Annotated in this window: 13 protein-coding genes; 4 read left to right on the plus strand and 9 right to left on the minus strand. The window is 67.7% G+C overall.

Features of this window, described 5'->3' with window-relative positions:
* Positions 1–251 precede the first annotated feature (251 nt).
* On the plus strand, positions 252–1,970 hold the full coding sequence (locus tag KEC55_RS18205; RefSeq protein ID WP_282509272.1) for a SulP family inorganic anion transporter: 1,719 nt from the start codon (positions 252–254) through the stop codon (positions 1,968–1,970).
* A gap of 106 nt (positions 1,971–2,076) precedes the next feature.
* Here the strand turns inward: KEC55_RS18205 and KEC55_RS18210 are convergent, their stop codons facing one another.
* The gene (locus KEC55_RS18210) at positions 2,077–2,943 is read right to left on the minus strand and encodes a LysR substrate-binding domain-containing protein (protein WP_282509274.1); all 867 of its coding nucleotides are present in this window, start codon (positions 2,941–2,943) and stop codon (positions 2,077–2,079) included.
* Between the two features lie 104 nt (positions 2,944–3,047).
* Between KEC55_RS18210 and KEC55_RS18215 the strand changes: the two genes are divergently transcribed.
* Positions 3,048–3,647, plus strand: coding sequence for a LysE family translocator (locus tag KEC55_RS18215; protein WP_282509276.1), 600 nt, complete (start codon positions 3,048–3,050; stop codon positions 3,645–3,647).
* A gap of 37 nt (positions 3,648–3,684) precedes the next feature.
* Here the strand turns inward: KEC55_RS18215 and KEC55_RS18220 are convergent, their stop codons facing one another.
* The 6 genes from KEC55_RS18220 to KEC55_RS18245 all read right to left on the minus strand — a co-directional run bounded on the left by KEC55_RS18220 (position 3,685) and on the right by KEC55_RS18245 (position 8,131).
* Positions 3,685–5,139: a DHA2 family efflux MFS transporter permease subunit gene (locus tag KEC55_RS18220; protein WP_282509278.1), complete on the minus strand. Its 1,455-nt coding sequence runs from the start codon at positions 5,137–5,139 to the stop codon at positions 3,685–3,687.
* Complete coding sequence (locus KEC55_RS18225) at positions 5,136–5,699, minus strand: isochorismatase family protein (RefSeq protein ID WP_282509280.1); 564 nt, start codon at positions 5,697–5,699, stop codon at positions 5,136–5,138. The genes KEC55_RS18220 and KEC55_RS18225 overlap by 4 nt, the downstream gene beginning before the upstream one ends.
* Positions 5,700–5,766: 67 nt before the next feature.
* Positions 5,767–6,222, minus strand: coding sequence for a MarR family winged helix-turn-helix transcriptional regulator (locus tag KEC55_RS18230; protein WP_282509282.1), 456 nt, complete (start codon positions 6,220–6,222; stop codon positions 5,767–5,769).
* Between the two features lie 73 nt (positions 6,223–6,295).
* Complete coding sequence (locus tag KEC55_RS18235; protein ID WP_282509284.1) at positions 6,296–6,529, minus strand: DUF7661 family protein; 234 nt, start codon at positions 6,527–6,529, stop codon at positions 6,296–6,298.
* A gap of 43 nt (positions 6,530–6,572) precedes the next feature.
* Entirely contained in the window at positions 6,573–7,655 is a 1,083-nt protein-coding gene (locus tag KEC55_RS18240) for a serine hydrolase (RefSeq protein WP_282509288.1), read from the minus strand.
* A 197-nt stretch (positions 7,656–7,852) separates the two neighbouring features.
* Positions 7,853–8,131 (minus strand): hypothetical protein, encoded by a 279-nt coding sequence (locus KEC55_RS18245; RefSeq protein ID WP_282509290.1) that lies wholly within the window; start codon positions 8,129–8,131, stop codon positions 7,853–7,855.
* Positions 8,132–8,182: 51 nt separating this feature from the next.
* Between KEC55_RS18245 and KEC55_RS18250 the strand changes: the two genes are divergently transcribed.
* Complete coding sequence (locus KEC55_RS18250) at positions 8,183–9,058, plus strand: LysR family transcriptional regulator (protein ID WP_282509293.1); 876 nt, start codon at positions 8,183–8,185, stop codon at positions 9,056–9,058.
* Positions 9,059–9,131: 73 nt separating this feature from the next.
* Positions 9,132–9,413: a transcriptional regulator gene (locus tag KEC55_RS18255; RefSeq protein ID WP_282509294.1), complete on the plus strand. Its 282-nt coding sequence runs from the start codon at positions 9,132–9,134 to the stop codon at positions 9,411–9,413.
* A gap of 248 nt (positions 9,414–9,661) precedes the next feature.
* Here the strand turns inward: KEC55_RS18255 and mgtA are convergent, their stop codons facing one another.
* Together mgtA and KEC55_RS18265 are read right to left on the minus strand one after the other, a co-directional pair.
* On the minus strand, positions 9,662–12,427 hold the full coding sequence (gene mgtA, locus KEC55_RS18260; RefSeq protein ID WP_282509296.1) for a magnesium-translocating P-type ATPase: 2,766 nt from the start codon (positions 12,425–12,427) through the stop codon (positions 9,662–9,664).
* Between the two features lie 47 nt (positions 12,428–12,474).
* Positions 12,475–12,633 carry a hypothetical protein gene (locus KEC55_RS18265; RefSeq protein ID WP_174991229.1) on the minus strand — a complete coding sequence of 53 codons (159 nt, stop codon included), beginning with the start codon at positions 12,631–12,633 and terminating at the stop codon, positions 12,475–12,477.
* Positions 12,634–12,909 lie beyond the last annotated feature (276 nt).

Below are 12,909 nucleotides of genomic sequence, written 5' to 3' on the forward strand. Positions count from 1 at the left end.
GGCATTGCGCGCATGCCGATGATCGGCGCGAGCCCGTGACGGCGGGCCTTCGCGCGTCGAAGCGCGTGATCGGCGATCCATGCAATCATGCGAACGGCGCATGTGTTGTCGGGGTGTCGCTCGCGCAGGCGTGCGACCGATTCGCCAACGGTGAGCGACGCGTTCGCGCACTTGCCATGCAAGGCCCGCCCGGGGCACGATGCGCGAACGACTTCGCGAACCCCGTCACTTCGACCTCACGCATTTCACGCATGCAAGATTCCAACGAAAGCCGCCCGTCAGGTGTGCGGCTGCTGAAAGGCATTCTCCCGATCCGCCGGGCAGGCGCCACCCGCGACGTATTCGCGGGCATCTCGCTCGCCTCGATGGATATCCCGCAGGTGCTCGGCTACGCGCGCATCGCCGGGATGCCGGCCGTTACGGGTCTTTATACGGTGTTTCTGCCGCTCATTGCGTTCGCGTGCTTCGGCGCATCGCGCCATCTCGTCGTCGCCGCCGACTCCGCGACCGCGACGATCTTCGCGAGCCGGCTGTCGTCGATGGCGCCGGCCGGCAGCGCGGAATATGCGGCACTGGCCGGCATGGTCGCGCTGCTGACCGGCGCGATGCTGCTGCTCGCGCGCATCTTCAAGCTCGGCTTTCTCGCCGATTTCCTGTCGCGCACGGTGCTGGTCGGCTTTCTCGCCGGCGTCGGCGTACAGGTGTCGATCGCGATGCTCGGCGACATGCTCGGGCTGGCGGTGCCGTATCCGGCGTCGCGCAGCCTCGCGCAACTCGACTACGTCGTCACGCATCTCGTCCATGCGAACCGGCCGACGCTCGCGCTTGCGGCGCTCGTGGTCGTCGCGATTCTCGCGTGCAAGCGGTTCCTGCCGCGCGTGCCGATGCCGATGATCGTCGTCGCGGGAAGCATCGCGGCGAGCGAGATGTTCGGCTTCGCCGCACATGGCATCGCGGTGCTCGGGCCCGTCGCGGGCGGGTTGCCGCCGCTGCGCTGGCCGTCCGTCACGTGGCAGCAGTTCCTCGATCTCGTGCCGGTCGCCGCCTCGTGTTTCGTGATGATCATCGCGCAGAGCGCGGCCGCCGCGCGCGTGTTCGCGCAGCAGTACGGTGAAGACGTCGACACCAACGCCGACATCCTCGGCCTCGCGGCCGCGAACGCGGCGGCGGCGGTCGGCGGCGCGTTCGTCGTCAACGGCAGCCCGACGCAGACGGCGATGGCCGACGGCGCGGGCGTGCGCAGCCAGATCGGCCATCTCGCGTTCGCGGCCGTCGTGGCCGTCGTGCTGCTGTTCTTCAGCACCTATCTGCAGTATCTGCCGCATGCGGTGCTGGCCGGCATTGTCTTCACGATCGCGCTCGGGCTGATCAACGTGCGCAGCCTCGCGGCGATCCGCAAGGAAAGTCCCGGTGAATTTACGCTCGCGCTCGTGACGGCCACGGCCGTCGTGACCGTCGGCGTCGAACACGGCATCCTGCTGGCCGTTGCGCTGTCGCTGATGCGGCACGTGCGCCACAGCTACCAACCGCACACGATGGTGCTCGAACCCGTCGAAGGCAACGGGCGGTGGCAGCCGGTGCCCGCGCGGCGCGGCGCGATGACGGCGCCGGGGCTGATCGTCTACCGGTTCGGCTCCGACCTGTTCTTCGCGAACGACCATCTGTTTGCCGGCGAAATCACCGAGCTCGTCGACGCGGCGCCGGTGCCGCCGCGCTGGCTCGTCGTCGATGCGGGGGCGATCACCGATGTCGACTATTCGGCTGCGCGGACGCTGACCGACCTCGTCAAGTCGTTGCACGCGCGCGGGATCGGCGTGCTGTTCGGGCGCGTGAACCGCTACCTGCGCGCGGACATGGATCGTCACGGGATCACCGACGTCGTCGGTGCGTCGTGCATTTTCGCGACGCTGCATCAGGCGTTGGAGGCTGCCGGCACGACGCCCGTACCGCAGGAGCCGGGCACCGTGTAGCGGGAACGTGCCTTTCCGCCCACATTGCGGCGTCGTGCGTCGCTTGTCCCCTTGGGGGACGGGCGGAAAGGCACGTTCGCAAGCCCGTTATTCGCGTAAACAGGCCCTAGGCGGCCGCGCGCAGGCGTGCGAAGCCGTTGCGCAGGTAGCGGGCCAGTTCCGTCGCGGCCGGCGTGAGCTGGCCGCGCGGCACATGCAGGTTGATCGAGAAGTTCGGCAGCGCGGGCAGGCCGCTGCCGGCCGGCAGGATGTCGAGGTCGGCCGGCACGGTGGACGCGAGCCAGACGGTTACCGCGAGATCGGAACGCACGGTCGCGGCCGTTGCATCGAAGCTGCCGTTCTCGAACACGGTGCGCCAGGCGCGATCGCAGCCGCGCAGCGCGTCGAGCACGGTCGGGCGGAACGCGCAGGTCTGCGCGACCATCGACACCGGCAGCGGCGTGTTGCGGTGAGCGGTGCCGCCTTTCGCACCGACCCAGACCAGCCGGTCGACGGCGATGCACTCGCCGCGCGCCGATCCGACCGGCGCCTCGATCAGCGCGACATCGAGGTCGCCCTGCGTGAGCCCGCGCCGCAGTTCCGGCGATGCCGCGCACACGAGCGTGAGCGCGACTTGCGGATGCGCCTGTGCATAGTGCTTCAGGATCGGCGCGAGACAGGTGCCGACCAGATCCTGCGGCGCACCGAGACGAACGGCGCCTTCAACCGCACCGGCCGTCATGTCGGTGAGCAGCGCATCGTGTACGGCGAGCAGCCGGCGCGCCTGTTCGAGCAGCCGCTCGCCGGCCGCCGTGAGCAGCAGGTTGCGATGCTCGCGGACGAACAGCGGGCCGGACAGCATTTCGAGCCGTGCGACCTGCTGACTGATCGCGCCTTGCGTCAGGTGCAGCGCATGGCCGGCCGCCGTCATGCTGCGATGATCGGCGACCGAGACGAATGCGCGCAGCAGTGCGATGTCGAGATTGCGTGCCATGCCTCATATTATGAACACTAATGACAGGCATAAAAATCTTTCGCTGTTGTAATGGAAGAGGCGAGGGTAAAACGGGGCTTCGATGACGACAACCGGGAGCCGCCGTGCCGCTTCACGACTACCTGCCGCTGATGCTGTTCGTGATGGTATCCACCGTGACGCCGGGCGGCGCGACGACGCTCGCGACCGCGTCGGGTGCGCATTTCGGCTACCGGCGTTCGCTGCCGATGATGACGGGCATCGCGGCCGGTCTGGCGTCGATGGCAGCCGCGGCGGCGGCCGGGCTCGGCGGCGTGCTGCTCGCACTGCCGGCATTGCAGCTCGCGATGAAGGCAGCCGGCTCGTTGTACCTCGTATGGCTGGCCGTGCGCATCGGGCGCGGCGGCAAGCCGCGGCTCGATGCCGCCGTACACCGGCCGCAAGGGTTCATCAGCGGCGTGTGGATGCTGTGGCACAACCCGAAAGGCTGGGCGATGACGCTCGGCGCGGCCGCGTCGTTCGCCGCGCTTGCGTCCGGTCCGGCACGGCTCGGCGTGTTGCTCGGGGTCGCGTTCGGCGTGGCCGCGATGGCGTCGCTGTCATTGTGGTGTTTTGCCGGGCTCCTGTTCGCGCGCGTGTTGCGCAGCGAGCGGCAGTGGCGTTGCCTGAATGCGGGGCTCGGGCTGCTGCTCGTGATCTCGATCGTACCGATGTGGCTGCCATAGCGGGGCGACCGCGCGCGTCGCGCGGCGCGCCCCTTGTTCAGCGCGAACCGGCCCGCGCAGCGCCGGCCGGTCGGCCGCCGGCGCCGCTCGACCATAGCGGCAGCCACAGCGTCGTGACGAAGCTCGCCGCATGCAGTGCACACAGCAGGCCGAATGCCCACGCATACGCGACAGCCTGCGAGCCGCCGGCCGACACCGATTCGGCATGCAGCCGCCATGCGAGGAACAGCGTGCACATCGTCGTGAACGTCGGTCCGCCGAGGCGCTGCACGATATTGAGTGATGTCGTCGCCATCGGCAGGTTGCGGCGTTCCACTGACGCATACGCGGCGGTGATCGACGGCGCGCCGATCGCGCTCTGGCCCATGCCGCGCAGGAAAAGCGCCGGTACGAGCACAACCGGGTCGAAGCCGGTCAGCGCGAGGAACACGAACGGCAGCGTCGCGACGAGCGCGAGCAACGCGCCGGCCGCGGCCAGCCGACGCACGCCGAACCGGCTCGTCAGCGCGCCCATCGACGGATAGGTGACGAGCATGCCGAGCCCGAGCGGCGCGAGCAGCCAGCCCATCTCGCCCGGCGAACGCCCGCACGCCTGGATCAGGAACACGGGGATCAGCATCTGACCCGCATACATCGCGCCGTTCGACAGGAACTGCGTGCCGGCCGCCGCGCCGAACACGCGCGAGCGAAACAGCGCGAGATCGATCAGCGCATGTTCGCCCTTGCGTCGCTCGAAGCGCAGGAACGCGGCGAGCAGCAACGCCGAGCATGCGACCGCGGCGATGCCGAATGCCGAGCCGATTCGTTCGGCGCCGTACAGGAACAGCACGAGGGCGGGCGACAGCAGCGCGAGGCCGACCCAGTCGAGTTCACGGCGTTGCGCGTCGTCGCGGTCGCCGGGCAGGAAGCGCGCGGCCAGCGCGAGGGCGAGCGCGCCGACGGGCAGGTTCACGAGAAACAGCCAGCGCCACGACGCATGCTGCAGGATCGCGCCGGCGACCACCGGGCCGAGGATCGGCGCGAGCAGCACGGGCACCGCCGCGTAGCCGATCACGCGCGCCATCTGCTGGCCGGCGACACGCGCGATCATCATCTGCGCCATTGGCGCGAGCAGCCCGCCGCTCACGCCTTGCAGCACGCGGAACGCGATCAGCGACGGCGCGGACCACGCGAGCCCGCACAGTGCCGACGTGAGCGTGAACGCCGAGAAACACCACAGATACAGTGCTTTCGCGCCGATGCGGTCAACCAGCCAGCCATTCAGGGGCAGCACCAGCGTGAGCGCGAGCAGGTAGCCGCTCGTCACCCACTGGATCGTCGACAGGCTGGTGTGCAGGTCGGACGCGAGGCTCGACAGCGATACGTTGACGATCGTCGCGTCGAGTTGCGACAGCAGCGAGCCGAGCGTCGCGACCGCGCTGACCTTCCAGATCGACGGATCGAGACGGCCGGTTGCCGGACCCGGCGTCGGCTGCGTGTGTTTTTCGCTCACGCGCCGCGCTGGTCGAGCAGCGCGACGATGTCCTGCGTCGTGCCGGTCTCGCCGAGGCGCGGGAACAGGCGCTCGATGCTGTTCGCGTGCGCGTCCGCGTTGAGGTCGGTCATCGCGTCGACGGCGAGCGTCACGTTGTAGCCGAGTTCATGGGCCTGCCGTGCGGTCGATTCGACGCCGATGCTCGTCGAGACGCCGGTCAGCACGATCTGCGTGACGCCGGCCGCCTTCAGGTGCGCGTCGAGATCGGTGCCGGTAAATGCGCCCCAGGTCTTTTTCGTCACGACATGGTCATTCGGTTGGCGGTCCAGTTCGGGCACGAGTTCGGCCCAGTCGGCCGGCAGCGCGTCCAGGCGTACTTGTTGCTGCGTGCGGCCCGGCGCACCACCGGCGACGTTGACGAGCACGACCGGCAGGCCGCGGCTGCGGAATGCGTCGAGCAGCGTGCGGGCGTGCGCGATCACCGGCGCGACCGGGTGCGCGGTGGGGAGGGCGACGATGCCTTTCTGCAGGTCGATGACGACGAGTGCCGTGTTCGTGTCGAGACGGGTTGCGCTCATGATGGGGCTCCGTGAAAAGGGCAGGGAAAGCCGGGCGCGCGGATGCCGCGTGGCGCGCCGGCCGGATTCATTGGTCGCCGATGCGGCGGATCAGCGGGATCGCCGCGGCGAGCGTGCGGATTTCTTCGGGATCGAGCTTTTCGATCGCGGCACCGAGCCACTGGTGCTTCGCGATATGGCGCTTGCGACGCGCGTCGAGGCCGACCGCGGTCAGCTGGAACAGGATCTGGCGGCCGTCGGTCGGATGCGGTTCGCGCTCGACGAGCCCGTCTTCCTCGAGGCTCGCGAGAATCGCCTTCATCGACTGCGGCTTCATCGCTTCGGCGCGTGCGAGGTCGGCGGTCGTCATCGGCCCTTGCTGCTCGAGCCGCGCAAGCGCGCTGGTCTGCGACATGCCGAGCCCTTCGGATTCGATCTCGGAGCGCAGCCGGCGGATCAACTGGCCGACTGCGAGGGTCAGGTCGGCGGCGACGGTGTCGGCGGAAACGCCGGTTTTGCGTGGCGGGTTCATGCGGCGGATCATAGGATACGACAGTTTAACTTGCAAGTTTAACTGTGTAATTTTCCGCCGGATCGTAGTGTGGCCCGGCCTGCGATTACGCGCAGCGCGGGGCGACCGGGACGACTTCGCTGTTTTTCGGGGTCGCGTTCTCGTGCAGCAGGTCGCCGAGGTATTGCGCGAGTTCGTCCGCGGCGAGCGCGGACGGAATCTGCAGGTTGGCCGGGCGCCGCTTGCCTTCGACACCGAGATCGAACACGGCCCAGCGGCCGTTCGCGCGTACGACGGCGAGCAGCCTTCCGAAGGCGTTGAAGCGGTATTCGTCCTGCATGGCATCGCTCCTGTCGGGGGAAGTGCCGTCTGCCTGCGCGTGCTTACTGGATCGAGCAGGACAGCCAGCGGTGGATCTTGAGCGCGTCGCTCGATACGCCCGCACGCGTCGGCGCGCCGAGCAGCACGACCGTTTCGCGGCGGCCCTTCACGCGCATGCGCATCACGACGCCATGCCCCGATTCGTTGATGAAGCCGGTTTTCTGCAACCGGATCGGCAGGCGGCGATAGCGCGCGAGCGGGTCGGAATTCACGTACACGAGTTCGCCGTCGCCCGGGCGCACGGTGGTCGACGTGTCCGTCGAGAAATAGCGGATCAGCGGATCTTGCGCCGCCGCGTCGACGAGCTTCGCGAGGTCCTCGGCCGTCGACACGTTGTGCGGCGACAGGCCGGTCGGCTCGCGGAAGTGCGTTTGGCGCATGCCGAGCCGACGCGCTTCGCGGTTCATCGCCTTGACGAACGCGGCGCGCCCGCCTGGATAGTCGCGGCTCAGCGCGGCGGCCGCGCGGTTCTCCGACGACATCAGCGCGATATGGAACATCTCGCGGCGCGACAGCTCCGAGCCGACCTGCAGGCGCGAACCGGTGAACTTGATCGTGTCGCGGTCGTGCGCGGTGACGCGCAGCACGCCGTTCAGCGGACGGTCGGCATCACGCGCGACGACGGCCGTCATCAGCTTCGAGATCGACGCGATCGGCCGGACCGTGCGTGCATTGCGAGCCAGCAGCGGCGTGCCGGAATCGACGTCGAGCACGTAGGCCGCGCGTGAATGCAGGGAATTGACTGCACGCGGCGTGTAGCCGCAACTGGCGAGCAGCTTCGGTTTCGCGGCCGGGCGCGGGCGCACGGCGGTCGTGCGCTTCGCGCGCCGCTGCTGCGGCGCGGGTACGGCGTGACGTTTGACGGGCGGATGCTTCACGCGCGGGCGGCGATGCTTGACGGCCTTTTTCTTGCGATGGGGCTTTTTCTTGACGGCTTTCGTGTGTGCGTGCGGCTGGGCCTGCACGGTGCGATGCGGCTGCACGCGTTGCGCGGAAGCATTCGCGGCAAACGCAAGCAGCAGGAACGAGAGGGCGAGGATCAGGGTGGTCCGGGCGCGAGGCACGCGCGCGATGAGGCCGGTCAAGCGAAAGTCTCCTTTTCACGCGCAATGCGACTGCGCGGAATACATGGGCGGTCAGCGGGTGCGGGAAATTATACGGTCGATCGCGTGGCGATGACGATGGGATGAGTCGCAATGACGCGTGATGCGCGCGGATTCGGCGCGTTTTCGCACTGCCTGTCGGCGGTGCGCGTGTGCTGAAGTCCGGGCCGGCGTGCCGTTCAGCGCGGCCAGTTCCGCCGTGACACGACCGCGAAACTGATCGCGATCGAACCTGTCACGGCGCGCGGCGGCGGAGCTTCGATCGCATCGCCGAAGCGGAAACGGCGGCTGCGTCCGTCGGCGCGTTCGGCACGACGTTTCGGTGTACGCACATCGGGTGTGGCTGCGTGCTGGGTTGCGTCCGCGTTATCGCATGACGGCTCGACCACATGATCAACGGTTTGATCGAAAGACATGACAGTGAATTCCGGGAAGGGCATGTCCGTATTGAACGCCACCCCATTCGATCAGTAAAATGAATATTTCGATCGATACGATTCCTTCCAAGAATGGAACTGAAACTGCTTCGCACGTTCCTGACGGTCACCGAGCTGTGCCATTTCAGCCGCGCGGCCGATGCGCTGCACATGAGCCAGCCGGCGCTGAGCAAGCAGATCGGCGCGCTCGAGGCGAGCCTCGGCGGCAAGCTGTTCGAGCGCGGCCGGCACGGCGCGGAACTCACACCGTTCGGCGAACGCTTCCTGCCCGATGCGCAGGCGCTCGTGCGCGACGCCGACGAGATCCTCACGCGTGCACGGGAAGCGACCAGCGGGCAGCGCGGGCATTTGCGGCTCGGTATCTGCCTGTCCGTGCTGACGCTCGTACCGAAACTCATCGCCGAGTTCCGGCGCCGCAATCCGGGGATTGCGGTCACGCTGAGCGACCTGTCGTCGTCCGAGCAGACGCGCCGGTTGCGCGCGGGCAAGCTCGACGCGGGTTTCCTGCGTCTGCCTTCCGATGAAGGATTGTCGTCGTTCAAGGTGATCGACGAAGCGCTCGCGCTCGCGGTGCCGCCGCATCTCGGCTTCAAGCGCGTGCCGGCCGACCTCGACGTGCTCAACGAAATCGGCTTCATCGCGCTGCAGCGCGCGCGCGGCGCGGGGCTCGCCGCGCAGATCGACCGGTGGTGCATCGAGCGGCGCTTCGTGCCGCACGTGACGCAGCAGGCGGAGGATGTGCAATCGGTGCTGACCTCCGTCGCGGCTGGCGTCGGCGTCGCGTTCATCCCGTCGAGCGCGCGGTTTCTGCTGCGCGATGCGACGGTGCTGCCGCTCGACGGTCGCGACGCAAAGTGGCGCGTGGGGCTCGCGTGGCTGTCCGATCGCGACGATCCCGTCACGAAGCATTTCGTGTCGTTCATGCGCACCGCGCTCAAGGGCGCGTGACGCGGCGTATAGTGTCCGCGATTGCCTTTCCTGAATGAATGCCGGCCCGGCGCCGGCCGACGAACCCGAACCGATGACTTCAGAATCCGACGACTCCCCGCTCGATCCCGCACTCGTTGCGACGCTCGCGACCCTGAACGAGGCCGCGAACGATCCGGCCGGCAAGACGTGGTCGCTACCGAAGATCGCGAAGCGCACGCAACTGCCGATGAGTACGCTACGCCGCGTCTTGACGCAGCTCGACGCCGCGGGCCTGAGCGTGACGACGCTGAACGAAGACGGTACCGGCAGCGCAGCGCTGACCGACGAAGGGCGCGCCGTGTGCGCACAATTGTTCGGCGCGAACGATGCTTGATGAATGAAAGCGGGCCGCTGATGCGGCCCGTCGTGTCGTGGCTCGGTGCATGCATCGCGCCGTGTCGTTGCTGACGAGTGGATGGGCGGCACACGCTTCGAAGGGTGCGAGGAGCGTGCTCGCGGCGGCGAGCGGAAGGATTCTCTGCATCACGTTATCCGTAGCGTGTCGAGAGCGCGCCGGCCCGCACTATGGCGCGGGCCGGCCCGTCGTCCTCCGGACGGAATCAGTACGGATTCAGGACGGGTTCAGAACCACTGCTTGTAGCGGCACACGTAAATCGTCTTGACGATCTGCGCGAGCACGATGTAGCCGACCATCGTCGCAGCGAGCCACAGCCAGTAGGTGCCCGGCAGGTGCATGAAGCCGATCGCTTCCGCGAACGGCGAGAACGGCAGCCAGCAGCCGATCGCGATCGCGGTGAAGGTCGACAGCAGCACCGGCAGCGACGCCGTGCTCTGCAGGAACGGGATCTTCTGCGTGCGCAGCAGATGCACGACGAGCGTTTGCGACACGAGACTCTCGATGAACCAGCCCGAGTTCATCACGATCTGGCCGCCGGTGCCGCCGTTCAGGTGATACAACGCGCCCGCGCCGAACACGGTCCACATCAGGATGTAGGTCGTGATGTCGAATACCGACGACGTTGGCCCGACCCACAGCATGAAGCGACTGATGTTGCCGGCTTCCCACTTGCGCGGCTTCTTCAGGAACTCGGGGTCCATCTTGTCCCACGGCAGCAGCATCTGCGACGTGTCGTAGATCAGGTTCAGCACGAGCAGCTGCGTCGCGAGCATCGGCTCCCACGGCAGGAACGCGCTGGCGACGAGCACCGAGAACACGTTGCCGAAGTTGGAGCTGGCGGTCATGTTCAGGTACTTCAGAATGTTGCCGAACGTTTCGCGGCCCTTGATCACGCCTTCCTCGAGCACCATCAGGCTCTTTTCGAGCAGGATGATGTCGGCGGTTTCCTTCGCGATATCGGCGCCGCTGTCGACCGAGATGCCGACGTCGGCGTCGCGCAGCGCGGGCGCATCGTTGATGCCGTCGCCGAGGAAGCCGACCGTATGGCCGTTCGCCTGCAGCGCCTTGACGATGCGCGCCTTCTGCAGCGGCGTGAGCTTCGCGAACACGGTCGTGCGTTCGACGACCAGCGCGAGCGTTTCGTCGTCGAGCGCCTCGATTTCCGCGCCGAGGATCGGCTTGCCGGGTTCGAGGCCAACCTGGCGGCAGACCTTCATCGTGACGGTCGGGTTGTCGCCCGTCAGCACCTTCACCGCTACGCCGTTTTCGCGCAGCGCGGCGAGCGCCGGTGCGGCCGATTCCTTCGGCGGATCGAGGAAGGTCAGGAAGCCGCGCACGACGAGATCGTGTTCGTCGGCGGTGCGGTACTGTGCGCGCTCGTCGCCGCGTGCAATCGTGCGCGTCGCGAGCACGAGCACGCGGAAGCCGTCCTCGTTGTAGGCGGTGGCCTGTTCGAGCAGCCGTTTGCGCGCGACGAAGTCGAGCGGGCGTACGCCGTCCTCATCCTGCACGTGGGTCGATACCGCGAGCATTTCCTCGACCGCGCCCTTGCAGATCAGCAGGTGCGTGCCGTGCCGGTCCTCGACGACGACCGACAGGCGGCGTCGCACGAAGTCGAACGGCAGCTCGTCGATCTTCTTGTAGCCTTGCGGCTTGACGCGTTCGCCGATCTCGTCGGCGCGCGCGACGACCGCGATGTCGATCAGGTTCTTCTGGCCGCTCTGGTGGAAGCTGTTCAGCCAGCCGAGCCGCAGGACTTCCTCGTTCTTGTGACCGGACAGGTCGAGGTGGTGTTCGAGGATGATCTTGTCCTGCGTGAGCGTGCCGGTCTTGTCGGTACACAGCACGTCCATCGCGCCGAAGTTCTGCACCGAGTTCAGGCGTTTCACGACGACCTTGCGGCGCGCCATCGCGACCGCGCCGCGCGCGAGGTTCGCGCTGACGATCATCGGCAGCATCTCGGGCGTGAGCCCCACGGCCACCGCGAGCGCGAATGTGAGCGCGCTCAGCCAGTCGCCCTTGGTCAGTCCGTTGATCATGAACACGATCGGCACCATCACGAACATGAACTTGATCAGCAGCCAGCTCACGCTCGCGACGCCGCGGTCGAAGCTCGTCTCGATACGCTTGTGGCTCACGACGTTGCGCGCGAGCGAACCGAAGTACGTGTCCTCACCGGTCGCGACGACGACGGCCGTCGCCGTGCCGCTGACGACGTTGGTGCCCATGAAGCAGACGTTCTCGAGGTCGAGCAGCGACGCCGATGCATCGTTCGCCGCGCTGGCCGCGCGCGTGCTCGCGGATTTGCCGGCCACCGCGCCGAGCGTGTCGTATTTCTCGACGGGCAGTGCCTCGCCGGTCAGCACGGCCTGGCTGATGAACAGGTCGCGCGATGCGAGCAGGCGCACGTCCGCCGGGATCATGTCGCCGGCCGACAGGTGCACGATGTCGCCGGCCACGACTTCGCGCATCGGCACCTCGCGGCGCGAGGGCTCGGCCGTGTCGGTCACCGCGCGCTGCACGGTTGCCGTCGTGCGGACCATCGCCTTGAGCTTCTCGGCCGCGCGCAGCGAACGGAACTCCTGCACGAAGCGCAGCAGCGCGCTGATCGTGACCATCGTCAGCAGGATCGTCATGCCGACATAGTCGCGGTCGTCGGGCGCCGCGAACCAGACGTCGGTGCAGAAGCTGATGGCGGCCAGCACCAGCAGCACGTAGACGAACGGGTTGTGGAACGAGAGCAGCAACTGGCGGGTCCAGTGCGGCGGCTTGTCGTGCGCGATTTCGTTCGGGCCGTAGTGCTGCAGGCGGTCGGCGGCCTGGTCGTAGGTGAGGCCGCGCGTGCTGGTGTGCAGCGCCTTCAGCGTGTCTTCGAGCGGTCGGGCCGCTTCCTGCGCGGCGCGCATGATGCGCGGCTCGTTCTGCTGGCCGGCGCCGGTCTTGATGAAGCCGCGCTGTTTCTTCTGCGAGGTGTTGTGTCGTGTTGTCATGTGTCGCTCCTTGCGCACGAGGCGGCGGGCGGGGAGCGACCGTGACGTTATCGACGCACGAGCGCTCCCCGCCGCGTCGCGTCAGGCGCGATCGGCTGTGGATCGGTAAAGGCGGGAACGCTCGCCGGCGCGCGTGATGCGGTCGGCGTGTCGATGCGCAGCGTCGCACCGGCGAGCGGTAATCGACTACTGTCGTCTGAGTTCATCTGCACTCCTGTCGGTTGCGGATAGTCGGCACGGGCGATCGGCAGCCGCGCACGCACGAGGGCGCGCGGCCGGACGGCACGCGAACGGAGGGCGCACGCGGCTGGCGCCGCGCGCAACGCGAACGCACACGCGCGACGGCGCGTCGCGTGCATTCGACAACATCGAAAAATTCGGCGGGAGATCTGGCCCGTAGTCAGGCCGGAAGGACGCCGCATCCTGCTTCCCGGGATGCGGCAGAAGACGAGGCTCTGCGCGTTTTCCTCAGGCAGCAGTCA

Source organism: Burkholderia cepacia (assembly GCF_029962485.1).
Classification (GTDB): Bacteria; Pseudomonadota; Gammaproteobacteria; order Burkholderiales; family Burkholderiaceae; genus Burkholderia.